Annotated in this window: 20 protein-coding genes; 13 read left to right on the top strand and 7 right to left on the bottom strand. The window is 59.0% G+C overall.

The window, feature by feature from the left end; genetic code table 11:
- The first annotated feature begins 83 nt into the window (after nucleotides 1-83).
- The 9 genes from MYY08_RS04555 (at nucleotide 84) to pqqF (ending at nucleotide 11,032) form a co-directional block, all read left to right on the top strand.
- Nucleotides 84-3,011: an autotransporter outer membrane beta-barrel domain-containing protein gene (locus tag MYY08_RS04555; RefSeq protein ID WP_288013483.1), complete on the top strand. Its 2,928-nt coding sequence runs from the start codon at nucleotides 84-86 to the stop codon at nucleotides 3,009-3,011.
- 126 nt (nucleotides 3,012-3,137) lie between these two features.
- The gene (locus tag MYY08_RS04550; RefSeq protein ID WP_038629609.1) at nucleotides 3,138-4,139 is read left to right on the top strand and encodes an alpha/beta fold hydrolase; all 1,002 of its coding nucleotides are present in this window, start codon (nucleotides 3,138-3,140) and stop codon (nucleotides 4,137-4,139) included.
- Nucleotides 4,140-4,263: 124 nt separating this feature from the next.
- Nucleotides 4,264-5,304, top strand: a complete 1,041-nt coding sequence (locus MYY08_RS04545; protein WP_104951621.1) for a dipeptidase — start codon at nucleotides 4,264-4,266, stop codon at nucleotides 5,302-5,304.
- A 130-nt stretch (nucleotides 5,305-5,434) separates the two neighbouring features.
- Nucleotides 5,435-5,512, top strand: a complete 78-nt coding sequence (gene pqqA / locus MYY08_RS04540; protein WP_071883753.1) for a pyrroloquinoline quinone precursor peptide PqqA — start codon at nucleotides 5,435-5,437, stop codon at nucleotides 5,510-5,512.
- A 56-nt stretch (nucleotides 5,513-5,568) separates the two neighbouring features.
- Nucleotides 5,569-6,480, top strand: coding sequence for a pyrroloquinoline quinone biosynthesis protein PqqB (gene pqqB, locus MYY08_RS04535; RefSeq protein ID WP_038629611.1), 912 nt, complete (start codon nucleotides 5,569-5,571; stop codon nucleotides 6,478-6,480).
- 2 nt (nucleotides 6,481-6,482) lie between these two features.
- Nucleotides 6,483-7,238: a pyrroloquinoline-quinone synthase PqqC gene (gene pqqC / locus MYY08_RS04530; protein WP_038629613.1), complete on the top strand. Its 756-nt coding sequence runs from the start codon at nucleotides 6,483-6,485 to the stop codon at nucleotides 7,236-7,238.
- A complete protein-coding gene (gene pqqD / locus MYY08_RS04525) occupies nucleotides 7,238-7,516 on the top strand; it encodes a pyrroloquinoline quinone biosynthesis peptide chaperone PqqD (protein ID WP_038629614.1) in 279 nt (92 codons plus the stop codon). The genes pqqC and pqqD overlap by 1 nt, the downstream gene beginning before the upstream one ends.
- Nucleotides 7,485-8,648, top strand: a complete 1,164-nt coding sequence (gene pqqE / locus MYY08_RS04520; RefSeq protein WP_052133995.1) for a pyrroloquinoline quinone biosynthesis protein PqqE — start codon at nucleotides 7,485-7,487, stop codon at nucleotides 8,646-8,648. The genes pqqD and pqqE overlap by 32 nt, the downstream gene beginning before the upstream one ends.
- Nucleotides 8,648-11,032 carry a pyrroloquinoline quinone biosynthesis protein PqqF gene (pqqF, locus tag MYY08_RS04515; RefSeq protein ID WP_288013476.1) on the top strand — a complete coding sequence of 795 codons (2,385 nt, stop codon included), beginning with the start codon at nucleotides 8,648-8,650 and terminating at the stop codon, nucleotides 11,030-11,032. Before pqqE ends, pqqF begins: the two co-directional genes overlap by 1 nt.
- Nucleotides 11,033-11,065: 33 nt before the next feature.
- On the opposite strand, the gene MYY08_RS04510 is transcribed toward pqqF, so the two are convergent.
- Nucleotides 11,066-12,034, bottom strand: a complete 969-nt coding sequence (locus MYY08_RS04510) for a GGDEF domain-containing protein (protein ID WP_038629618.1) — start codon at nucleotides 12,032-12,034, stop codon at nucleotides 11,066-11,068.
- A gap of 314 nt (nucleotides 12,035-12,348) precedes the next feature.
- A complete protein-coding gene (hemB, locus tag MYY08_RS04505; protein WP_038629620.1) occupies nucleotides 12,349-13,326 on the bottom strand; it encodes a porphobilinogen synthase in 978 nt (325 codons plus the stop codon).
- 326 nt (nucleotides 13,327-13,652) lie between these two features.
- Here hemB and MYY08_RS04500 point away from each other — a divergent pair, with 326 nt between their 5' ends.
- Entirely contained in the window at nucleotides 13,653-14,126 is a 474-nt protein-coding gene (locus MYY08_RS04500) for an Hsp20 family protein (protein WP_038629621.1), read from the top strand.
- Nucleotides 14,127-14,162: 36 nt separating this feature from the next.
- Here the strand turns inward: MYY08_RS04500 and MYY08_RS04495 are convergent, their stop codons facing one another.
- Entirely contained in the window at nucleotides 14,163-14,996 is an 834-nt protein-coding gene (locus MYY08_RS04495; RefSeq protein WP_038629622.1) for an MBL fold metallo-hydrolase, read from the bottom strand.
- Nucleotides 14,997-15,202: 206 nt separating this feature from the next.
- Between MYY08_RS04495 and MYY08_RS04490 the strand changes: the two genes are divergently transcribed.
- The gene (locus tag MYY08_RS04490; RefSeq protein ID WP_038629623.1) at nucleotides 15,203-16,429 is read left to right on the top strand and encodes a zinc-dependent alcohol dehydrogenase; all 1,227 of its coding nucleotides are present in this window, start codon (nucleotides 15,203-15,205) and stop codon (nucleotides 16,427-16,429) included.
- 42 nt (nucleotides 16,430-16,471) lie between these two features.
- On the opposite strand, the gene proP is transcribed toward MYY08_RS04490, so the two are convergent.
- Nucleotides 16,472-17,977, bottom strand: a complete 1,506-nt coding sequence (proP, locus tag MYY08_RS04485) for a glycine betaine/L-proline transporter ProP (RefSeq protein WP_038629624.1) — start codon at nucleotides 17,975-17,977, stop codon at nucleotides 16,472-16,474.
- 489 nt (nucleotides 17,978-18,466) lie between these two features.
- Nucleotides 18,467-19,651 carry a mannonate dehydratase gene (gene uxuA, locus MYY08_RS04480; protein ID WP_038629626.1) on the bottom strand — a complete coding sequence of 395 codons (1,185 nt, stop codon included), beginning with the start codon at nucleotides 19,649-19,651 and terminating at the stop codon, nucleotides 18,467-18,469.
- Nucleotides 19,652-19,883: 232 nt separating this feature from the next.
- Between uxuA and MYY08_RS04475 the strand changes: the two genes are divergently transcribed.
- Nucleotides 19,884-20,570, top strand: a complete 687-nt coding sequence (locus tag MYY08_RS04475) for a FadR/GntR family transcriptional regulator (protein ID WP_288013468.1) — start codon at nucleotides 19,884-19,886, stop codon at nucleotides 20,568-20,570.
- 1 nt (nucleotide 20,571) lies between these two features.
- Here MYY08_RS04475 and MYY08_RS04470 read toward each other — a convergent pair whose 3' ends face one another.
- Complete coding sequence (locus tag MYY08_RS04470) at nucleotides 20,572-21,615, bottom strand: AI-2E family transporter (protein WP_038629628.1); 1,044 nt, start codon at nucleotides 21,613-21,615, stop codon at nucleotides 20,572-20,574.
- Between the two features lie 340 nt (nucleotides 21,616-21,955).
- On the opposite strand from MYY08_RS04470, the gene MYY08_RS04465 reads away from it, so the two are divergent.
- A complete protein-coding gene (locus MYY08_RS04465) occupies nucleotides 21,956-23,155 on the top strand; it encodes an MFS transporter (RefSeq protein ID WP_038629629.1) in 1,200 nt (399 codons plus the stop codon).
- Between the two features lie 198 nt (nucleotides 23,156-23,353).
- On the opposite strand, the gene MYY08_RS04460 is transcribed toward MYY08_RS04465, so the two are convergent.
- On the bottom strand, nucleotides 23,354-24,169 hold the full coding sequence (locus MYY08_RS04460; RefSeq protein WP_288013486.1) for a TIM barrel protein: 816 nt from the start codon (nucleotides 24,167-24,169) through the stop codon (nucleotides 23,354-23,356).
- Nucleotides 24,170-24,228: the final 59 nt, after the last annotated feature.

The raw sequence follows: 24,228 nt of genomic DNA, 5'->3' as shown, positions 1-24,228 counted from the left end.
ATCGACGCCGGAAAAAGGAGTAATTCTCCGTGCGTGGATAACCGGCATGGAGTTTATTCATAGCGAAAGGAAACTGCTTTTATATGGAAAATCGCAACGCCACCATACCGCTTCTGTACCGGCTTAATCCGCTCAGTGCGTTTATTCAACGCAGACTTGCCTTTACCGGCGCCTTGTCGCTCCCGTTGATGTTATTTACGCCTTTTATCGTTCAGGCCACAGAGTATGGCTCAATTACCGTTGAAAAAGAGGCGACGCTGCAACTGTCTCCCGGAGACAGCGTGACGGTAGCGGGCAGCGAAAAGCACCTTTGCGGCATCTGCAACGCTGCTGGTGCCAGCGACAGCACGCTGACATTGGGCGATAGCGTGACGATTAATGTAGATGGACCGATGGCAAGAGGCATCAGGCTGCAAGGCAATAATGCGCAGTTGCAGGCGAACCAGCTGAGAATAACGGCGAACGGGATCAATGGCATTGAAGCGGATGCGCGCAATGTGTCGCTGAATTTAGGCCATGCAAGCCGCATTGAATTAACCACCAATTTAGGATGGGGAAATGGCATTGCTCTTAGTCGCGCTTCGACGCTGGAAGCCGATGCGTTATCGATTATTACGCACGACTTAGCGACGGGGTTATACATTTACCATGCTGGCTCGCAGGCTGATTTAGGAAATAACAGCTATATTCAGACGAATGGCAATCAGGCCAGCGGCATATTCATTTCCGGCATGGAATATAACGGACTAAATACGCCAGCCAGCCTGAAGGCGAATCAACTCTATATTGAGACCGCCGGGAACGCTGCCCCGGGTATTAATATTCAACCTAACTCCGTTGTCGATTTAGGAAAACAGAGCATTATAACAACCCAGGGCGAGGCGGCTATTGGTATCTGGACGCTGGGCGAGTTGACGGCAGAGGCGCTGGAGGTCCGCACCGCAGGCGGCGAACTCGCCAATGCAATCAGGGTGAATGGGCAGGGCGTGGCGAACATTGGCCCTGGCAGCGCTCTCTATACGGAAAAAAGCGGCGCGCTGGTCGCCATGGGCAGCACCGCCGCCATTCACTTCAACGGCAGCCCGACGCAGCGTAACACGATTGTTTCCGGCGGCACCTATGCGGTATCAGCGCAGTTTGCAGGCGCCAACGTCAATCTCTCTTATGCCGATATTCACGCCATCAGTGATACTGACGGCACCATCGCGCTTTGGGCATTTGGCGGCGGTAATATTATGGGCGATAACCTTTCCATCGTTGGTAATACCGCCACAACGGGCGCTTATGCCATGTCTGACAGTGAAATCGCGCTTACCGGCAAGACGGTGATTCGTATGGCTTCGCCGCTGGAAATAGCGCTGGGCACAGAGGGAAGCGAGGAGGCTGGCGCCGGTCGCATTACCTTAAATGGACAGGCGGATATTGTCGGCAGCATACGGGCGACAGGCGGCGCCATTGCGCTGGATATGGCGTCAGGTTCACAGCTTACCGGCGTTGCCTTCAGCGACAGCGCCAACGGCGCCATACTGGATATGAAGATGGATCAGAGCCGCTGGAGCATGGTGGCCGACTCCGTGGTAGATAGCCTGACGCTGAACGACAGTACGGTCGACTTCGCAAATGACGTGGTCGGCACGCGGCTGACGGTCGGGGAACTGGCAGGCAGCGGTACTTTTGCGATGAAAACGGATATCGTCGCGCTGAACAGCGATAAGCTGGTGGTTACCGGCAGCAGCGCGGGCAATCATACGCTGCTGGTGCGCAATCGGGGCGATATGCGCACTACCGGGCAAGAGGTGCTGACGCTGGTGGAAACCCCGGATGGTCAGGCGAATTTCGCTTTATCGCCGGACAGGGGCAGGGTGGAACTGGGCGGTTATCTTTATGACCTGCGTAAAGCGGGCGGCGACTGGCAGCTTTATGCCGCTGGTGCAGTCGACGATCCCGCCGGGGCCGATCCTGAACCGACGCCGGAACCGACACCGGAGCCTACGCCGGAACCGACGCCGGAGCCTACGCCGGAACCGACACCGGAACCGACGCCGACACCGACACCGACACCGACACCGACACCCATCACGCCTCCCGACAGGCCAGATATCACCAACGCGGCGGATGCGGGCGCTAATTTCCTGAATATCAGCTATCTGATGAACTATGCGGAGATGCAATCGCTGTTGCAGCGCTTTGGCGACCTGCGCCAGAAGCAGTCGCTCGGCGACGGCTGGGTGAGAGGCATCGGCGGACGCTTTGACAGCTTCGCCAGCGGCAAACTGAGCGATTTCAGCCTGAGCTATTCCGGCATGCAGTTCGGCGTCGACCGACAGTTAAGGCCGGATCTGCCGGTCGTAGCGGGTGCCTTTATGGGCGTCACTCACGGCAACGCTCATTACGCCAGCGGCAGCGGCGACCAGACTTCCAGCCATGCGGGTTTTTATCTCACTGCGATGACCGACAGCGGCCTGTGGTTTGACGGCGTGGTGAAATATTCACGCATGAAAAGCGGCTTCAACGTCAGGGATTCGCAGGGACAGGGCGTCAGCGGCTATGGCGCGGCGAATAACTACAACCTGTCACTGGAGAGCGGCAAACGCTTCGCTCTGACGCAGGCGGAACAGGGCTTTTATCTGGAGCCGCAGTTACAGCTTGCCTGGAGCCATCAACAGGGGGATACGCTACGCGCGTCAAATGGCCTGCGCATCGACCTCGATGGCTACGATTCGCTATTGGGACGCGCCAGCGCGCTGCTCGGCTATCAAATCACGCAGGAGGCGCGCCAGCTGAATCTCTACCTGAAAAGCGGCGTGGTGCGGGAATTCAAAGGCGACACCGGCTATCGTCTGAACGGCTCGCCGGAGCGCCACAGTTTCCGCGGCAACGGCTGGAATAACGGGCTGGGCGTCAGCGCGCAGGTCACCGGGCAGCACCTGTTTTACCTTGAAGGAGACAGCACCACCGGTCACCAGTTTAATCAGCGACAGTTCAGCGCGGGCTACCGCTTTACCTTTTAATACGCGCGCTTTACCTGCTTTTACCTGACTCTGCTCCCGGAGCCGCCTGATTACGCTTATATTTTTGCCGTACAGGTTATTGTTTCCTGCCGCATCAGGCGGCTCACTTAAAACAGGAGCAGACTAATGAACAAGCTCACCTCCCTGGCCGGCGCGTTGGCGCTGATGCTGGCGGCGGGGAATGCGTCGGCCGCCTCTTACGGCGAGCAGCTGGAAGGCTTTCCTATGCCTTATCCGCTTCAGCATTTCACCTTTTCCTCTCAGCAGCAGTCGCTCAGCATGGGCTATATGGATGTGAAGCCGGTCGGTCAGGCTAACGGGCATGTGGCGGTATTGATGCACGGCAAAAACTTCTGCGGCGCCACCTGGGAAAGCACTATCCGTGCGCTGAGCCAGCAGGGATACCGCGTCATTGCGCCCGATCAGGTGGGCTTCTGTACCTCTACCAAGCCTGACAGCTATCAGTACAGCTTCCAGCAGCTCGCCAGCAACACACATCAGCTGCTCAAGAGTCTGGGCGTGGAAAAAGCGATTGTTATCGGCCACTCCACCGGCGGCATGCTGGCGACGCGTTATGCGCTGATGTATCCGCAGCAGACGGAAAAGCTGGTGATGGTCAATCCGATCGGTCTGGAGGACTGGAAAGCGAAAGGCGCGCCCTGGCGCACGGTGGATGAGTGGTATCAGCGCGAGCTAAAGCTGTCGGCGGAAGGGATCAAAAAGTATGAGCAGCAGACTTACTATGCGGGCAACTGGAAGCCGGAGTATGACAAATGGGTCGATATGCTGGCCGGGCTGAACAGCGGGCCGGGACATAAGAAAGTTGCCTGGAACTCCGCGCTGATCTACGACATGATCTACAGTCAGCCGGTTTACTACGAGCTGCCGGATCTGCGTGTCCCGACCACGCTGTTTATCGGCACCGCCGATACCACCGCCATCGGCAGCGATATCGCGTCACCGGCGGTGAAAGCGCAGCTGGGGCATTATGAGGTATTGGGGAAAGAAGCGGCGAAACGCATTCCCCACGCCCGCCTGGTTGAGTTTGACGGCATGGGACACGCGCCGCAAATGGAGGCGCCGGAGAAGTTTAACCAGGCGCTGATAGAGGATTTAGAGCCTAAATAATTCAGGTTGCAGGAAGGCGGTAAGGGCGTGAATCGCCGGGAGCTTGCAAAAGTAAGTGACCGGTGTGAGCGAACGCAGCCAACGAATCTGCGGCCTGAAGTATGACGGCTATAGCGATGCTGAAATGATAAAAACGCAAACCTTTTTTGATGGTCACAACGATCTGCTGCTGCGTCTGTGGGTCAACCACGCGGACAATCCGGCGCAGGCCTTTTTCGCCGGGCTTGAGCGCGGGCATCTTGATTACCCGCGCATGCGTCAGGGCGGCTTCGCCGGCGGCCTGTTCGCCGTCTTCGTGCCGCCCGCCGTCTGGCTGGCGGGCGAGCGCAAGCAGGATCTCGCCAGCGTGCAGGCGCAGCACGACGCGCTGGCGATCGCCGAGGCGCAGATAGCGATTTTGCAGCAGCTGGCGGACGCGTCGCAGGGCCGGGCGCGTCTGTGCCGCACGGCGGCGGAGATCGAGCAATGCCTGCAACAGGATGTGCTGGCGCTGGTGATGCATATTGAAGGCGCCGAGATGCTCGACCCGGAGCTGGCGCTGCTGGACACGTTTTATCAGCTGGGCCTGCGCAGCATCGGGCCGTTCTGGAACCTGCCCAACCGCTTCGGCGTCGGCGTTAACGGCGGCTTTCCCGGTTCGCCCGATACCGGCGACGGCATGACGGAGGAGGGCAAAGCGCTGATTCGCGCCTGCAATCGCAAACGGCTGCTGATCGATCTTTCGCATATGAATGAGAAGGCCTTCTGGCAAACAGCGGAGCTCAGCGATGCGCCGCTGGTGGCGACGCACTCCAACGCGCACGCGCTCTGCGCGCAGCCGCGCAACCTGACCGACGCGCAGCTGGCGGCTATCGCCCACAGCGACGGTTTCGTCGGCGTTAACTTCGGCAACGCCTTTCTGCGCGCCGATGGACAACGCAATGCCGACACGTCGTTGCATGAAATTGTTAAACACCTGTGCTGGCTGATCGATAAAGTGGGAGAAGATCGGGTTGGCTTTGGATCTGATTTTGACGGCATCAGCGTGCCGGAAAGCCTTGGCGACGTAACGGGAATGCCAAAACTTTTCAAGGCGTTAACCGATGCTGGCTTTGATGAGAAACGTCTGGAAAAACTGGCCTGGCGTAACTGGCTGCGGGTGCTGAAGCGCACGTGGGGTCAATAGAAAAGTTGCGATCCAGGTCACATTAGAGCAACATCTGCGCTGCCAAATTTTCATATTTGACAAGTTGCGGGTTGCCTGCCGCAATTAATGGTGACAACCCCGTCATTTTAACGCCAAGAGGAGAAGCCTAATGTCTGCATGGATCAAACCTGCATTTGAAGATTTACGTCTGGGTCTGGAAGTGACTCTGTACATTTCCAACCGTTAATCCCTGTGCCCGCGCTCGTCGCGGGCCTGTTTTTTTTCTCCTTTCCCGGTCATCACATGCAGATCAAAGTTCTTGGCTCCGCAGCTGGCGGAGGGTTCCCGCAATGGAACTGCAATTGTCACAACTGTCAGGGCGTGCGTAACGGCACGATGAAAACCTCGCGGCGGACGCAATCCTCTATCGCCATCAGCGACAACGGCAAGGATTGGGTATTGTGCAATGTCTCGCCCGATATCTGCCATCAGCTGTTGGCTTCGCCTGAATTGAATAATCCCGACGTGCTGCGCGGCACCGGCATCGGCGCCATTATCCTGACCGACAGCCAGATCGATCACAGCGCGGGCTTACTCAATTTACGTGAAGGCTGTCCGCATCAGGTCTGGTGTACCGAAGAGGTGCATCAGGATCTGACCACCGGCTTCCCGGTATTCACCATGCTTTCCCACTGGAACGGCGGCCTGGTGCATCACCCGATCGTGCCGGACAGCCCGTTTACCGTCGGCGTCTGTCAAAGCCTGCGCTTTACCGCCATTCCGCTGCTGAGCAACGCGCCGCCTTATTCGCAGTACCGCAACCGCCCGCTGCCGGGTCATAACGTGGCGCTGTTTGTGGAAGACGGCAGCAGCGGCAAAAGCCTGCTGTATGCGCCGGGGTTGGGCGAGCCGGACGCGGCGCTGATGCCGTGGCTGCAAAAGGCGGACTGTCTGCTGATCGACGGCACGCTGTGGCGCGACAACGAGCTGGCGGCAACCGGCGTCGGGCTGAATACCGGTAAAGATATGGGCCACCTTGCGCTCTCAGAAGAGCAGGGACTGGCCGCGCTGCTGGCGTCATTGCCGGCGGAACGTAAGATTCTGATTCACATTAACAACACCAATCCCATCCTGGATGAAGAGTCCGCTGAGCGCCAGAGCCTGACGCAGCAGGGTATCGAAGTGAGCTGGGATGGCATGTTGATCGAGGTATAACCATGACGCAGGCACAGCCGCTTTCGCCGCAGGCCTTTGAACAGGCGCTGCGCGCAAAAGGCGCTTACTACCATATTCATCATCCGTACCATATTGCGATGCACAACGGCAAGGCGACGCGCGAGCAGATCCAGGGCTGGGTCGCCAACCGCTTTTACTACCAGACCAATATTCCGCTGAAGGATGCGGCGATCATGGCCAACTGCCCGCACCCGGAAGTGCGCCGCAAATGGATTCAGCGCATGCTCGATCATGACGGCTACGGCGGCAGCGAAGGCGGCATCGAAGCCTGGCTGCGGCTCGGCGAGGCGGTCGGCCTGAAGCGCGAGGTGGTGGAATCGGAAGCGCTGGTGCTGCCCGGCGTGCGTTTCGCCGTTGACGCCTATGTGAACTTCGCCCGTCGCGCCAACTGGCAGGAAGCGGCCTGCAGCTCGCTAACCGAACTGTTCGCGCCGCAGATTCATCAGGCGCGTCTCGACAGCTGGCCGCAGCACTATCCCTGGATCGAAGCGGAAGGCTACGACTATTTCCGCAGCCGTCTGGGACAGGCTAACCGCGATGTGGAGCATGGCCTGCAGCTGGCGCTGGAATATTGCGACACGGTTGAGAAGCAGCAGCGCATGCTGGAAATCTTACAGTTCAAGCTGGATATCCTGTGGAGCATGCTCGACGCCATGACCATGGCCTATGATCTGAAACGCCCGCCTTACCATACGGTGACGGCGGACCTCGCCTGGCATAAAACGAGACTGGTGTAATGGATATTAACGCTTCACAAACGCCGCTGTTTCGTCGCGGCTTTCGCCTGCAGTGGGAAGAGGCGCAAAACTGCCACGTCATTCTCTACCCTGAGGGCATGGCGCGGCTGAACGGCAGCGCCGCCGAAATCCTGCTGCTGGTGGACGGCAAGCGCACGCTGGGCGATATCATCGCCGAGCTCAACGCCCGTTTCCCCGGCGTGCCCGATCTGGGCGCTGACGTAACCGATTTTTTTGGCAAAGCCTATGAACAGAAGTGGATCATCTTCCGTGACTGAACGGAAACCCGGCGTTAATCCGCCGCTGTGGCTGCTGGCGGAGCTGACCTACCGCTGTCCGTTGCAGTGCCCTTATTGCTCCAACCCGCTCGATTTCGCGCAGCAGGAGAAAGAGCTGACCACGGAACAGTGGATTGACGTCTTTCGCCAGGCGCGCGCTATGGGCAGCGTGCAGATTGGTTTTTCCGGCGGCGAGCCGCTGGTGCGCAAAGATCTGCCTGAGCTGATCGCCGCCGCGCGCGGCCTCGGTTTCTATACCAACCTGATCACCTCTGGCATCGGGCTGACCGAGAAAAAACTGCAAACCTTCGCCGACGCCGGTCTGGACCATATTCAGATCAGCTTCCAGGCGAGCGATGAGACGCTGAACGCCGCGCTGGCCGGGTCGGAGAAGGCATTCCGACAGAAGCTGGAGATGGCGCGCGCGGTAAAGGCGCACGGTTATCCGATGGTGCTGAACTTCGTGCTGCATCGCCACAATATCGATCAGATCGACCGTATCATCGAGCTCTGCATCGAGCTGGAGGCGGACGACGTCGAGCTGGCGACCTGTCAATTTTACGGCTGGGCGCAGCTGAACCGCGAAGGGCTGCTGCCGACGCGCGAACAGATCGCGCGTGCGGAAGCCGTTGTGGGTCAGTACCGCGAACGTATGGCGGCCAGCGGCAGTCTGACCAATCTGCTGTTCGTTACGCCCGACTATTATGAAGAGCGACCGAAAGGCTGCATGGGCGGCTGGGGCGCGATTTTCCTCAGCGTGACGCCGGAAGGCACCGCGCTGCCGTGCCACAGCGCGCGCCAGCTGCCGGTGCAGTTCCCGTCGGTGCTGGAGCAGAGCCTGGACCATATCTGGTACGACTCGTTCGGCTTCAACCGCTATCGCGGCTTCGACTGGATGCCGGAACCGTGCCGTTCCTGCGACGAAAAAGAGAAGGATTTCGGCGGCTGCCGTTGTCAGGCCTTTATGCTGACCGGCAACGCGGACAACGCCGATCCGGTCTGCGCCAAATCGCCGCATCACGACAAAATCCTCGCGGCGCGCGAACAGGCTAACTGCACGCAGATGCAAATCAGCCAGCTGCAATTCCGCAACCGCGTTAACTCTCAGCTGATCTTCAAGGCGAATGCCTGATGACGCAGGCGGCCTCGTTACGGCTGGATAACGGCCTGACGGTGCTGCTGCGGCACGATCCGCAGGCGACAGAGGCCGCCGCGCTGATCCGGGTCGCCAGCGGCAGCGACCACGAACCTGCGCGCTGGCCCGGTCTGGCGCACCTGTTAGAACATCTGCTGTTTAGCGGCAGCCGCGATTATCGCGACGCGCAGCGGTTGATGAGCTGGATTCCGGCGCAGGGCGGGCGCCTTAACGCCACCACGCATGCCGATCGCACCGCCTTCTTCTTCAGCCTGGCGCCCGCCGGGCTGGAGCCGGGACTGGCGCGATTGGTGGATATGCTGACGCACCCGCTGTTCGCGCCTGAGGCGCTGGCGCAGGAGGTCGCGGTGATTGACGCCGAATATCGCCTGCTGCGCGGCGATGCGCAGACGCTCAGCGGCGTGGCGCAGCGCCATCTGTTCAGCGGCCCGCCCGCCATGCACCGTTTTCACGTCGGCGATCGCATCAGCTTCGGCGACGACCTCGCTGCGCTGCGCCAGGCGCTGTGCGCTTTTCATCAGCAATACTACCACGCCGCGGCGATGACGCTCTGGCTGCTGGGGCCGCAGCCGCTGGATGCGCTGGCGCAGCTCGCCCGACGCTATGGCGCGCGGCTGCCTGCGGCGCAGCCTCTTGCTGCGCAGGCGCCCGCCCGCCTGCGGGCTCTGGGCGATGCGAAGGCGCGTATCGCCGGCGCGACGCAGCTGCGGCTGACGTTCGCCCTTAACCAATGGCATGAGCGCGACGCGAACGCGTGCGCCTTGTTGCAGCAGCTGCTGAGCGACGAAGCGGAGGGCGGCCTGCTGGCGCAATTGCGCGCGCAGGCGTGCTGCGACGGCGTCAGTTTGCAGACGTGCTGGCGCGGCGGCGGCGCGGCGCTGATCGCCGTCTGCTTTGACGCTGCCGACGCCTCTCCTGAACAGGCGGCGCGGCTGGAGGCGGCGTTACGGTCGTGGCTGGCTCAGGCGGCCGGGCTAAGCGCTGCGCAGCTGGAACATTATGCGGCGCTGGCGCAACAGCGCTTCGCCGATAAAAGCGCGCTCGACCGCCTGCGCGAAGAAGCGTTCGGCTTTGCGCCGCCGCCTCAGCTGGATATCACGCAGTGGCGCGGCTTTCTGACGCGGCTACAGGCCGCGGAGGTCAGCCGCCTGTGGCTGGATGTAACGCTTGAAGGCGAGACGCAAAGTTCGGCAGGCTTCGATTTTATTTCCGTCCCCTTTACGCCCGCGTCGTTAAACGCGCAGCCGCCGCGCTTTCGCTTCGCGCCCTTTCCGCCCCTTGCCGCGTCTCCAGCGCTGCCCGCAGCGTCAGCCCCTTTGTTACATCTTTCTGCCGCTGCCGAGTCGCCTGCGGTGTTGACCCTGCGTCCGCGCCCGGAAAAGCCGATTAACGATGCGCTTGGGTATGCTTTGCAGGCTTCTCTGCGCGCGCTGGCGGCCAGCCTGACGCACCAGGGCGCGATGCTTAGCGTCGAGCGACGTCAGGGAATCTGGCAGTTACAGCTGAGCGGCGATCCACAACAGATGCGCGCGGCGCTGGCCGCCATGGCGACGCGGCTGCGATCGTTCCCCGCCGCTGCGCAGAGCGAAAGCGCCTGGCGACGGGAGCAACAGCAGGCGCGCGGCGATATACCGGTGCGTCGGCTGTTAAACCAGCTGCCGCGCTGGCTGATGGCGGAGCCGGTCGTAAAGGATTTACATCAGATCGAGTGGCAGGCGGCGCTGACAGGCGGCGACGCCGCGCTGCGCGAGGATTTGGCGCGGCTGCTGAGCACGCTGCCGGGGCGGGTAGCGTCCGCGTCCCGCTGGCTGCTGCATGAGCCTGTCGCTGGCGCTCGTCACAACCTGAGTCAGACGCAGGGCGATACGGCGCTGCTGCTGTTTTGTCCGCTGACGCAGCCCGATAGCGAAGCGCAGCTGGCGTGGCGGCTGTTGGCGTTGATCTGCCAGCCGCTCTTTTTCCAGCGGCTGCGCGTAGAGCAGCAGATAGGCTATGTGGCGAGTTGCAGCTTTCATCAGGCCGCCGATCGTGAAGGCATCCTGTTCGCATTACAGTCGCCGCAGCTTTCCGGCGACACGCTCTGTCAGCATACCCAACGCTTCCTGAGCGATGTCGCGGACGATATCGCCCGACTGACGGCACAAGCGCTGGCGGAAAAGCGGACGCGGTTGTGGCAGCAGCTACAGCCGGAAGGCGACGCGCTGGCGCGCGCGCGTCAGACCCTGGCTTTCACTCATCTGATTTCGCCAACGGCGCAGGCGACGCTGCAACGGCTGGACGTTGCCGCGCTGCTGCGCTGGCATCGCGTGCTTTGCGATGAGGCGTACTGGCAGCGTTGTATTCTTCAGGCGTCGGGCTGAATCATGCCTTGCTTGCCGCCGCTACCGCCGGGATTAACCCGAATTGCGGCGCGCTTTTTTATGCTGATACATGATGTCGTCGCTGTGGCTGAGCAGCGATGCGAGCGGTTGCGGCTGCGCCGGATCGAAACCTACCGTGCCGACGGAAAAATCGAGACGGTAACGGCGTTGCAGCGGCTTCATATGCTGTTCCAGTTCGTGGCGGAATGCCTCCAGCCGCTCCGCCGCCTGCTGCTGATCCATATCGATAAACAGCACGACGAATTCATCACCGCCGAGGCGGGCGAACAGGGCGGATTGTCTGAAGCTGATCTTTAGCGCGTCAGCAAAATCCATCAGCGCGCGGTCACCTTCACGATGGCCGAAGTTATCGTTAATCTCTTTAAAACGATCGAGATCGAAGAACGCCAGGCTGGCGAAACAGTGGCGCAGGGCGCACTCTTTCAGCAGCATCTGGCCCAGCGTCATAAAGCCGCGGCGGTTGGAGATCTGCGTCAGCTCGTCAGAGGTGGACGCCTGGAAGCTGACCAGCTCTGATTCCGCCATAGAGGCTAAATCACGCAGGGCATGGATATCATCGGCGGTAAAATCGCGCGTCTGACTGTCGAGAATGCAGAGCGTGCCGACCTTCGAGCCGTTGGGCGCGCGCAGCGGACAACCGGCGTAAAAGCGGATTTGTGGTTCGCCGGTCACCAGCGGATTATCATAGAAACGCTCATCTTTGCGCGCATCCTCCACGATCATGACGTCATTCTGCAAAATTACGTGACCGCAGAAGGAGATGTCGCGCGGCGTCTGCTTAGCGGTGACGCCTTCGCCCGATTTAAACCACTGGTGATCGGCGTCGAGCAGGCTTACCACCGACGCGGTCACGTTGAACAGCCTTTTCGCCAGGCGCGTCAGGCGATCGAATCGCTCTTCCGCAGGCGTATTTAATAGTCTCAGCGCATGAAGTTCATCGAGGCGCTGAGGTTCGTTAGCAGGGATTTCTGGTGTTTTCATAAAAAAGCCTTTCACACTTTATAATTATTGAATTGCCGTAACAGTATCGGTCAGAAAAGCGACAACTTCAGGGTCATTTGCAACGGGACGCAGCCTGACAGGCTTATTACCTGTAATGGTTACCTTAGTGTCAGTGAGAGGCGGTGTAAAATCTGGCTGGCGAAGTTTTTGCGCAGCGAAGCGATTGCCACGCCACATGCAGGGGACGAGGTATAAAAAAGCCCGCGGCGGAGAAGGCGCGGGCTATATCATTTTCTTATCAGTCGGATTGCCCGGCACGGAGCATTGCCTGTCTTCCGCGCCGTCCGCAAACCTTACAGCAGGTTGCGTTCCGCCAGATCGAGCGCGAAGTAGCTGAAGATAATGTCTGCGCCGGCGCGCTTAATGGCGCCCAGGCTTTCCAGAATCACCGCATCTTCGTTGATCGCGCCTGCCTGAGCGGCGAACTTGATCATCGCGTACTCGCCGCTGACCTGATAAGCCGCCAGCGGCAGCTCGGTGCGCTCGCGGATATCGCGCAGCACGTCCAGATAGGCGCCTGCCGGTTTCACCATCAGCGAATCCGCGCCCTCGGCGGCGTCAATCAGCGATTCACGGATCGCTTCACGACGGTTCATCGGGTTCATCTGATAGGTTTTGCGATCGCCTTTCAGCGCGGTGCCTGCCGCTTCGCGGAACGGACCGTAGAAAGAAGAGGCGAACTTGGTGGAGTAGGACATGATGGCGGTGTCGGTAAAGCCCGCTTCATCCAGCGCGCGGCGAATCGCGGCGACCTGTCCATCCATCGCGGCGGACGGCGCGATAAAATCCGCGCCCGCCTGTGCGGCGACCACCGCCTGCTTGCCGAGGTTGATCAGCGTGGCGTCGTTATCGACGCCGTGATCGCACAGCACGCCGCAGTGGCCGTGCGAGGTATATTCGCAGAAACAGGTATCGGACATGACGATCATCTCCGGCACCGCATCTTTGCAGATGCGCGACATACGCGCCACCAGACCGTTTTCCTGCCAGGCGTCGCTGCCGGTGGCGTCGGTGTGATGGGAAATGCCGAAGGTCATCACTGAACGGATGCCCGCTTTAGCGATGCGTTCGATCTCCCAGGCGAGACGTTTTTCGGGAATGCGCATGACGCCCGGCATCGCGGCAATCGCTTTGTACTCATCCACGCCTTCTTCAACGAAGATCGGCAGAGCCAAATCGTTGCGGCTCAGAGAGGTTTCCTGGAACATATCGCGCAGCGCGGCGCTTTTACGTAATCGTCTTGGGCGATTAATCAAAGAAAATTCAGACATAGTGATTTGCTGTACAGGTGAAAAAGTCATCATAGTGTACGCGCTTTTATTATTTACGGGGAAACTTCCCGTGCTGACCTTGCCCTGTTTTCAGGCTACACACCGCGTCAGGCCGCCTTTGCGTCTTTAGTTAACATTAAAGCAACAGAAACGCCGTTCTATATTCCACGAGGCTATGACGCATTATTTTTAATATAAAAAATCATTATTTTTAACCACGCTTGAAAAGGCGAGGGGCGTACATAAATACGGTTTCGGGAAGGGCGCTTCCCTGCATGTTTAAACTTTTGACGGCTCAACGTTGTGGAGATTTCAGGAGGTTACTCATGGCATTTAAAACTCTTTCCCTTTTCCCTGATGTCACCGACAGCCTGTTTTCCGATCGCTTTAACCGTATCGATCGGCTGTTCAGCCAGTTAACCGGCGATGCGCCGCTCAGCACCACGCCAGCCTGCGACATTAAACGGCTGGATGAAAGCCACTATGCTATTACGCTCAGCGTGCCGGGCTGGAAAGAGAGCGAGCTGGAGATCAGCGCAACGGGCGGGCAGCTGACCGTCAGCGGCAAACGCGCGGAAGAACAGAGCCAGCAGGATGAAAAAAGCGGATGGCTGCATCGCGGCATCAGCCGTCATAACTTCAGCGTCAGCTACGCGCTGCCACAGCATGTGAAGGTAGAGCGCGCGCGGCTGGAGAACGGCCTGCTGGAAATCGCGCTTTATCAGGAGATCCCGGAAAGCGAGAAACCGCGCAAAATCGCTATTGAAAGCCAGCAGCGCGTCATTGAACACAATGCTTAATGACTGCATTCCCTACCCCGGCGCCGCCGGGGTTTTTTATGGCCTCAGCGCCTGCATCCGTTCCAGCTCCCTGGCGTCGTGACTGCAAAACAGAGTGATATTGTTCTGTTGGTTGAGCGATAGCGCACGCAGCCGCTGCTGATTTTCGCGGCGCGCGGCGTTGTCCGCCGCCATCATCCATTGATAAAAGCGCAGCCCCGGCGTGCATTGACGCTCCTGCTGATACATTTCGCCGCGATAGAACCAGGCATCACCGCCGTGCAACAGCCAGCCGTCGCGCTGCTGGATCGCCACGCCCGCATGACCCGGCGTATGGCCCGGCAGCGGGACCAGCAGAATTTCCGGTGGCAGTCCGTTTAGCGCGCTGACGGCGGAAAAGCCCTGCCAGGTATCGCCCTGCGCCTGGTAAGACTGCCAGTGCGCCTGCGCAGGCCACTGCGCGGGGCGATAGCGACGCTGTTGCAGCCAGCTGTCGCGGTGGCGAATGGTTTCCAGCTCCTGCTGCATGACATGCACCTGCGCGTGCGGAAAATCGGTCAGCCCGCCGGCGTGATCGAAATCGAGATGGGTTAAGACGATATGCCGTACATCCTGCGCCTGAAAACCGAGACGCTGCACCTGAGCCAGCGCGCTGAGTTCCGGGCGGCGCTGAATGTTGTTGAACAGGCGGAAGAAGGTCGCAATACGTGAATCGTGACGGCGCAGATCCTGTTCGCCAAAGCCGGTATCCACCAGCACCAACCCGTCACGATCGGTTTCGATCAGTAAACAGTGGCAAACCAGATGGGCATGCAGCCCTTTGCTGAAACCGTCAAATAGCGCGCCGCCAAAAGGACACATAGAACCACAGCTCAGGTGGTGTACCCGCATAGCCTTCCTCCTCAAGGTTAAAAGGTAAGTGTGGGCGGTAATCGGCCTGCAAGCCAGACGGCAACTTTCGGAACAATCGGGCGCCCATGAGGCGCGCTTTCGTCCCGCTGCGCCTGTTGATCGCCTGAATCGTTTCTAAACTTACCTTCTCATGGGCTGCGTCAGCGGCCCGCACTGATGAAACGCAACGCGTAACCGGAGGTCCTGTGAAAGCTCTTGTCTGGCATGGCGTCGGCGACATTCGCCTCGACGATGTTCCTGAACCCCGCATTGAAACCCCGGACGACGCGATAGTCAGGCTGACCGCTTCGGCTATCTGCGGCACCGATTTGCACTTTATCCGCGGTACCTTCAGCAATATGCGTCAGGGCACCATCCTGGGTCATGAAGGGGTAGGAATTGTGGAAGCGCTGGGCGATAACGTCCGCAACTTCGATATCGGCGATCGGGTAGTCGTCTGCTCCACCGTCTCCTGCGGCTACTGTCCTCCCTGCCGCGAAGGCAATACCGCCCAGTGCGATAACGCCAATCCCAACGGCCCGGAAGCGGGCACCTGTTTCTTCGGCGGACCGGAAGCCACCGGCCCGGTCAACGGCCTGCAGGCGGAAAAGGCGCGCATCCCTTTCGCCTCTAATACGCTGATAAAAGTGCCGCCTGAGGTGAGCGACGATCAGGCCATTCTGATCAGCGATATCTTTCCTACCGCCTGGTTCGGCGCCGAGCTGGCCGATATTGAGCGCGGCGATATCGTAACGGTTTTCGGTGCCGGGCCGGTCGGACAGTTCGCCGTCGCCAGCGCGCTGCTGATGGGCGCGTCGCGCGTTATCGCCATCGACTGCCATGAGGATCGGTTAGCGATGGCGCGCCGTCAGGGCGCTTTTACCATCAACTTTGATAAAGAAGATCCCGTCGCCACGATTAAGAAGCTGACCGGGGGCGTCGGCGCTGACTGCGCGATAGATGCCGTAGGCGTCGACAGCCAGCATGCCCACAGCGGCCCGGCGGCGGCGCAGGCCAATGAAGAGGCGGATAAGTTCCGTCAGGAAGTGGCGCAGGTGGCGCCGCAAAACGCGGAGCATCAGCATGTCGACGATGGCAACTGGGTGCCGGGCGACGCGCCGACCCAGGCGCTGGAGTGGGCTATCGCCTCGCTGAAAAAGGCTGGCACGCTGAGCATCATCGGCGTTTATCCGCCGGAAGCGGAAACGTTCCCTATCGGCATGGCGATGAACAAAAATCTGACGATGCGCATGGGTAACTGCAACCACCACACCATTATTCCGCAGCTGCTGGAGCTGGTGCGGATGGGCGCCATCGACCCGGTCGACGTATTGACTCAGGTCGAACCGCTCAGCGACGTGGTTTCCGCTTACAGGTCGTTCGATAAGCGCGAAGCGGGCTGGATTAAAACGGAGCTGTTGCCGCAAAGCTAGGAGATAAGCCAAAAAAAGCCCCTCGCTGAGGGGCTTTTTTTATTACTCGTTAATGCGCGGATGCTGTTCAATCAGATGCTTGCGCTTCTCTTCCAGCTTCGCGATCTCTTCCGTAATATCATCAATCTTCTGTTCGATATTGTCGTGATGCTCTTGCAGGATTTCACGCGCTTCTTCAATATCCGACGCCGCTGGCGTTGCGCCTTTCAGCGGCTTGTTAGCGGTTTCTTTCATCGTGATGCCGGTAATCAGGCCGATAACCGCAATCACCATCAGATAATAAGCGGGCATATAGAGGTCGTCAGAGGCCTCTACCAGCCAGGCGGCGACAGTCGGCGTCAGACCGGCGATCAGCACGGAAATGTTAAAGGCGCTGGCCAGCGCGCTGTAGCGGATATGAGTCGGGAACATCGCCGGCAGGGAAGAAGCCATCACGCCGGTAAAGGAGTTCAGGATCACCGCCAGCATCAGCAGACCGGCGAAAATCAGCCCCAGCACGTTGCTGTTAATCAGCATAAAGGCCGGGATCGCCAGCACCAGCAGCGCGATGCTGCCGATAATCACAAACGGACGACGGCCAAAGCGGTCGCTCAGCAGGCCCATCACCGGCTGCACGAACAGCATGCCGATCATGATGGCGATGATAATCAGCACGCCATGGTCTTCAGGATAGTGCAGATTATGTGACAGGTAGCTCGGCATATAGGTGAGCAGCATGTAGTAGGTGACGTTGGTCGCGATCACCAGACCGACGCAGGCCAGCAGGCTTTTCCAGTGCTTGGTGGCGATTTCACGGAAAGAGACTTTCGGCCCTTCGCGCAGACCTTCGCGATCGCCCTGTTCCAGCTTTTCCACATGCTGTTGAAACGCTGGCGTCTCTTCCAGCGCATGGCGCAGATAGAGACCGACGATGCCTAACGGCAGCGCCAGGAAGAAGGGCAGACGCCAGCCCCATGAGAGAAAATTCTCTTCGCCGACGATGGTAGAGATGAGTACAACCACGCCCGCGCCCAGCACGAAGCCGGCGATGGAGCCAAAATCGAGCCAGCTGCCCATAAAACCGCGCTTACGGTCGGGAGAATATTCCGCCACGAAAATCGAGGCGCCGGTGTACTCGCCGCCGACCGAGAAGCCCTGCGCCATCTTTGCCAGCAGCAGCAGCACTGGCGCCCAGATGCCGATTGAGGCGTAAGAAGGGATCAGACCGATACAGAAGGTGCTGATCGACATGATGACAATAGTAATCGACAGGATTTTTTGGCGGCCATACTTATCGCCCAGCATGCCGAAAAACAGCCCGCCCAGCGGACGGATTAAAAAGGGAACGGAGAAGGTCGCCAGCGCAGCGATCATCTGAACGCCGGGATCGGCGCCGGGGAAAAAGACTTTACCTAAGGCGTAGGCGACAAAGCCATACACGCCGAAATCGAACCACTCCATCGCATTACCTAACGACGCAGCGGTAATCGCCTTGCGTAAACGCGCATCATCGATGATGGTTACGTCATCAAGCGCAATAGGTTTGACACGCTTCCTACGTAGTTTCATATCATTCGCCCTGTTTGCTGATTTAATCTTAATATCCTCAACGGCGCGAACCGGAGGCTGAATCGAGTCAGATCGCGGCGTTGAGAAAATTTTTATTGTTGGCTGTGCGCCAGCTCAGTTTCTAATCAACTGCAATAATAACGTAACGCAATGATTACTTTCTGATTCCACAGTATATCGTCAGAACGGGGAAAATGTCATATTCCCGCTTTTCCCTTCCGCTGGGCAGCGGGAAAAACCCGTTGTGACAGGGATTAACCTCATACTCTGCTGAAAATCACCGCATAAGCTTCTGTTAAACCGTAGCAGTAAAGGCGGCGGTTTTCCGCTGCTGAGGCGGTGGTTAGAGTGAGAAATGTGATGGGCTTGTTAACTTTGGATGTCGGGCATCCCAGGGCAGGGGACGCCCGCTCACATCTTATCCAGCGGAACGGCAGGAATGTGTATGACACATCACCGCTTTCAATGAAACGCGTTAGCCTGACGCGCTCAGTCGGCAAAAAAGCACTGCTTTAACGCCACTTCCACGCCGCGCAGTTCCGCCAGCCCCTTCAGACGTCCTATGCCTGAATAGCCTGGGTTGGTTTGCTTATGCAGGTCATCCAGCATTTGATGGCCATGGTCCGGCCGCATGGGAATGGCGCGCTGCTGACCGGCGCGACGGCGACGCTGTTCTTCCTCAAGGATAACGTTGATCACGCCAACCATATCGACATCACCGCCAAGATGTTCCGCTTCATGGAAGCTGGCGGGATTCTCTTCGCGTCGGGTGGATCGCAAATGAACAAAGTGGATGCGCTCGGCGTAGGTTTTCGCCATCCGCACCAGATCGTTGTCGGCGCGCACGCCGTAAGAGCCGGTGCAGAAGGTAAAGCCGTTGTGGATGCTGTCGACCGTCTCGGTCAACCATTGCATATCTTCCTGAGTGGAGATAATGCGTGGCAGGCCGAGGATCGGGCGCGGCGGATCGTCTGGATGCACCGCCAGCATGATGCCGACCTCTTCCGCCACCGGCACGATGGCGCGTAAAAAGGCGGCCATATGTTCGCGCAGCTGCGCTTTATCGATGCCGTCATACTGCGACAGCTGCGCCTGGAATTGCTCCAGCGTGTAGCCTTCTTCCGCGCCTGGCAAACCGGCGATGATATTACGCGTCAGGGTGGCGATCGCTTCCGGGGTCATCGCGGCGTAATAGTCGGCCGCCTGACGCTGTTCCTCATCGCTGTAGGCATCACGCGCGCCGGGACGCTGCAAAATATGCAGCTCAAATGCGGCGAACGCCACGGCGTCGAAGCGCAGCGCGCGCGCGCCGTTCGGCAGCTGCCAGCCCAGATCGGTACGGGTCCAGTCCAGCACTGGCATAAAGTTGTAGCAGACGGTATCGATGCCGCAGGCGGCGAGATTGCGCAGCGACTGCTGATAGTTGGCGATATAGCGCTGCCAGTCGCCGCGCTGGGTTTTGATCGCCTCGTGCACCGGCACGCTTTCCACCACCGACCAGTACAATCCCTTCTCCGCCAGCTGCGCCTGGCGCGTCTGAATTTCCTCTTTCGTCCAGATCTCGCCGTTGGGAATATGGTGTAAAGCGGTAACAATGCCGGTAGCGCCTGCTTGTCTGGCGTCATCCAGCGAGACGGGATCGTTAGGGCCATACCAGCGCCAGGTGTGTTCCATAAAGGCTCCTGTAGAGGTTTTTTCACAGTCCGGCAGGCTGATGTTCTTTACCGCCGGTCCGGTTAATGAAAAGGCCATTGGTCAGGCCGCTGGGCCAGAATAGGGCAGTTTTAGCGTAAAAAAGTTGATGGTTATCGCAATATGACGCACTGCCGCCGATACAATGGTGCGGTTGCGGCAATATAGCCTGGCGCCGAACAAGACAGGCGTAACTGAAAAACCGGTGAGCGTAATGACCCTGGGTACCGTAAAAAACGAACGTCTTTATCGTCAGATCTCCACGCTGATCAGCGCGGCGATCGTGCGCGGCGAGTTTGCGCCCGGCGCGCTGCTGCCGCCGGAGCGCGAGCTGGCCAGGCAGTTGAATGTCAGCCGTTCCTCAGTGAGAGAGGCGCTGATCGCGCTGGAGGTCACCGGCTGGGTGACTATCCGCAGCGGCAACGGCGTGTTGGTAGCCGATCCGCTGCCGCTACAGCCGGAGGAGGAGACGGAAACCTTCAGCCTGCGTAATTTAATTAAGGCGCGGCAGAGTTTTGAGGCGATGACGGCGGAGCTGGCGGCACGTCATGGCACTGAATCGCAGCGGCGCGAGCTGCTGGACGTTGCCGAACAGCTGACGCGCCACAGCGTTAACGACGAGGCATTTTTGCAGCAGGATAAGCGTTTTCATCTGCTGATCAGCGCGATGAGCGGCAATGAAGTGCTGCGTGAGATGATGGAACATCTGTGGAATATGCGCAAAAGCCAGCGCTTCGTGCGGCTGGAAAGCCATTTTGCCGATCGCGACTTTCCACGCGAGCTGAACCGCGATCACCAGCTGATCGCCAGCGCCATCGCCGATCAAAACCCGATACTGGCCAGGAACAGCATGGCGCTGCATTTGCAGCACGTGTACGACCATCTGTTCCCGGAAGCCTGATTCAGCGTTTGACCACCGGGCGGCCGTTGCCCAACAGAATAGCCAGCTTGCTGCCGCCGGGCGTAGTCTCCATCAGGATTTTACAGACGCTGGTCAACGGCACCGATAACAGCATCCCCACCGGGCCCAACAGCCAGCCCCAAAAGATCAACGACAGAAACACCACCAGTGTGGATAAGCCCAGGCCGCGCCCCATTACGCGCGGTTCCAGCATATTGCCGAACACCATATGAATGGCGCTGAACAACGCGGCCACCAGCAGCGCGTCATAAAAATCATTCAGCACCAGCGCCTGAATAAACGGCGGGATACCAGCGATAATCGGGCCAATATTGGGAATAAAGTTCAGCACAAAGGCGACCACGCCCCAGAACAGCGCGAACTTCACGTCCAGCAACAGCAAGGTCAGCCAGACGGCGAGGCCGGTAATCAGGCTAATCAGCGTTTTCAGCGCCAGATAGTGCGTCACGCCTTTCAGCGCCTTATGCAGCCCGGCGATGCGGATCTGCGGGTTAACCAGCGCGTTGCGCAGCTTGTAGGGCAGGTGGCGCACCTCAAACAGCATAAAGATCACCGTCATGATCAGCAGAATAAAGTTGCTCATCGCGCCGGAGAACTGCGTCAGCACCATGGTGGCGACGTTCATGATGGCGTTCGGATCGAGTTGTTCCGCCAGCGCGCGGGTGGAGACGGGAATGTTCAGCCGCCCGGCGTAGTGCTGGATAACGGTAAGTTTCTGTTCAAGGATGGTGCGTATCTGCGGGTAGACCAGAGAGAATTCGTTGACCGAGCTGGCGAGCATCGCCACCAGCATCAAAATCACCAGCAGCACCACAACCATCACCAGCGTAATGGCCCAGGTGCGTCGCAGGCCGCGGCGCATTAAGATATTCACCAGCGGGTTAAGGATAATCGCCAGAAAGATTGCCAAAAGAAAAGGAACGATAATATCCGAAGCGGCGCGGATGCCTGCCAGAATAACCACCAGCGTTGCCATTTTGAGCAACATATTCTGTCCCATTTTTTCCTGCTGTGGCGCAATCATAGTTTCCTCAATCAATAATTCCGGCACAAAAAGTGTAGCCGCTAACGGTCGCTAACGCGCTGATATTTTTCGTTAACCTGTACGCAACGTCGCATGGCCGGGATTTTTACAGCGGCGTGGTGGCGACCGCTGTGCCTTATAAGTTTATGGACGGTTACCGCAGCCTGATCCAGCAGTTTTCCGAAGCGGAAGAGGCGCACGCTGGCGTCTGCGGCGCGCAGAGTTATCGCTGACGAAAATAAACCAGGCATCTGCGGGCGCGCTTTGTTTGATCGCCGCTGAATAAATCGGCGTATAGTAATCCCTTAGCCTGTTAACTATCTGTGACGAGCCAAAATCTATGCCTGAACAGCCCGCTGCGGAAACGCCGCAAAGCGCCTTTCGTCTGAATCAGCGTATTCTCTCCGTTGTTGTGTTCAATTTCGCCAGCTATCTCACCATCGGCCTGCCGCTTGCGGTATTACCGGGCTACGTGCATGACGTAATGGGTTACAGCGCTTTTTGGGCGGGACTGGTGATCAGCCTGCAATACCTCTCTACGCTGCTGAGTCGGCCTCATGCCGGACGCTACGCCGATGTGTGGGGGCCGAAAAAAGTGGTGGTTTTCGGCCTTGGCGGCTGTTTGCTGAGCGGCGTCTGCTATGCGCTGGCCGCCGTCAGCGCAGGCTGGCCGCTGGTGAGCCTGGCCCTGCTCTGTATCGGGCGGCTGGCGTTAGGCATCGGACAGAGCTTCGCCGGCACCGGCTCGACGCTGTGGGGCGTGGGCGTGGTCGGTTCTGCGCATATAGGCCGGGTGATTTCATGGAACGGCATCTGTACCTACGGCGCGATGGCGCTGGGCGCCCCGCTGGGGGCGCTGATTTATCATCTGGGCGGCATATTGCTGCTGGCGGGAGTCATTATGCTGATTACCCTTGTAGCGATTGTGCTGGCGCTGCCGCGCCCGGCAGTAAAGGGAAGCAAAGGCAAACCGCTGCCGTTTCGCGCCGTGCTGGGCAAAATCTGGCTTTTTGGCCTACTGCTGGCGATGGGCTCGGCAGGATTTGGCGTAATCGCTACCTTTATTACGCTGTTTTATCAGGCGAAGGGCTGGTCGGGCGCCGCGTTTTCACTGACGCTGTTCAGCCTGGCGTTTGTCGGCGCGCGCCTGCTGTTTCCCAACAGCATCAACCGCCACGGCGGTCTGCGGGTGGCGCTGGTTTGCTTTGCGATAGAGGCGCTGGGCCTGTTTATCGTCTGGCTCTCCTTTTCGCCCTGGCTGGCGAACCTGGGAGCGTTGCTGACCGGCGCGGGTTTCTCGCTGGTCTTCCCGGCGCTGGGCGTGGTGGCGGTGAAAGCGGTGCCGCAGCAAAACCAGGGCAGCGCGCTGGCTACCTTTACCGCCTTTATGGATCTGTCGTTAGGCATTACCGGGCCAGTCGCCGGGTTTATCATGAGCTATGCAGGCGTGCCGGTGATCTATCTGCTGAGCGGCCTGCTGGTTTGCCTGGCGCTGCTGCTGACATGGCGCATGCGGGATCGCGCTATGGCGGTGGAATAAACGGCGGGCTCCTGAAGCTGCGCCAGAAAGCCACGTTATGAAGCGGCAACATAAAGCCGCCTTATAAAGTCGCGGTATAACGCAGGGCGGAATCAGCGAGGCCACGCCGCCTCAGAGCCAGCGCATAAAAAAGGCCTCCAACCGAGGCCAAAACAAACAAAGACACAAATAACAGATAACCCCTGAGAACCGCCGACGTTACGCCTGCAGCAGTTCGATACTGCGGCGGATTTCACGTTCGATATCCGCCTCATTCCATGTCGCCAGATCGGAGGAGAAGGGCTCGAAAGCGTAAACGCCGCGATAGCCCATCTGCTCCAGGCGTTTAACCTGCGCCACGCTGTTCAGCATATCGCCGTCGCTCAGCATAATGCGTTCTTCATCGGTGAGTTGCTCCGTCGGGCGCGCATCCTCCACGCCGGAGAGATGCACCAGGCCGATGCGTTCGATGTCGATCCCGTTAGTAAACTCCTGCTCCGCCTGCTCATAAAGATGATGATGGAAGGTGTCGATCAGCACGCTAAACGGCGCCTGCGCATCGCGGATCAGCGCCTGCGCCTGTACGGCGGAGCGCAGTGAGCTTTGCGGGAAGCCGAGCGGCTCGACCAGCCCCTGCACGCCATATTTTTCAAACAGCGGTGCCAGCTGTCGCAGAGCCGCCACGGTTTTTTCACCAGAGATCGGCTGGCCGTCGTTAAGCGGACAGAGCACCAGCGCGCGCGCGCCGAGCGCCTGCGCCTCTTTCAACAGCGATTCGGCGCGCGCCAGCAGATCCTCATCCACGCGGTTAAAAGGATAGAGCGCATTGATAGAAACCAGCTCCATGCCGTACTGCTGCGCCAGCGTCTTAACCTCTTCATGGCTCAGATCGTCAGTCACCTTGCCGCTCGGCATGTCATTGCGCAGCTCCACCTTGTTCAGCCCCAGCCGTTGAACCAGTTTAAAAAAAGATTCAATGCTGAGATTGGGCGCGATTTTGCGGTTGATACAGAAACGGGTGGGATCGATAGCCATAGCTTGCTCCTGCAAGAAGATCGGTTGAACCGGCAGCGCAGCGCGCCGGGGAATGGCGT

The sequence above is a fragment of the Mixta sp. genome (assembly GCF_024610815.1).
Taxonomy (GTDB): domain Bacteria; phylum Pseudomonadota; class Gammaproteobacteria; order Enterobacterales; family Enterobacteriaceae; genus Mixta; species Mixta calida.
Note: the sequence above shows the minus strand (reverse complement) of the source record. Positions and strands in the feature narration are given on the sequence as shown.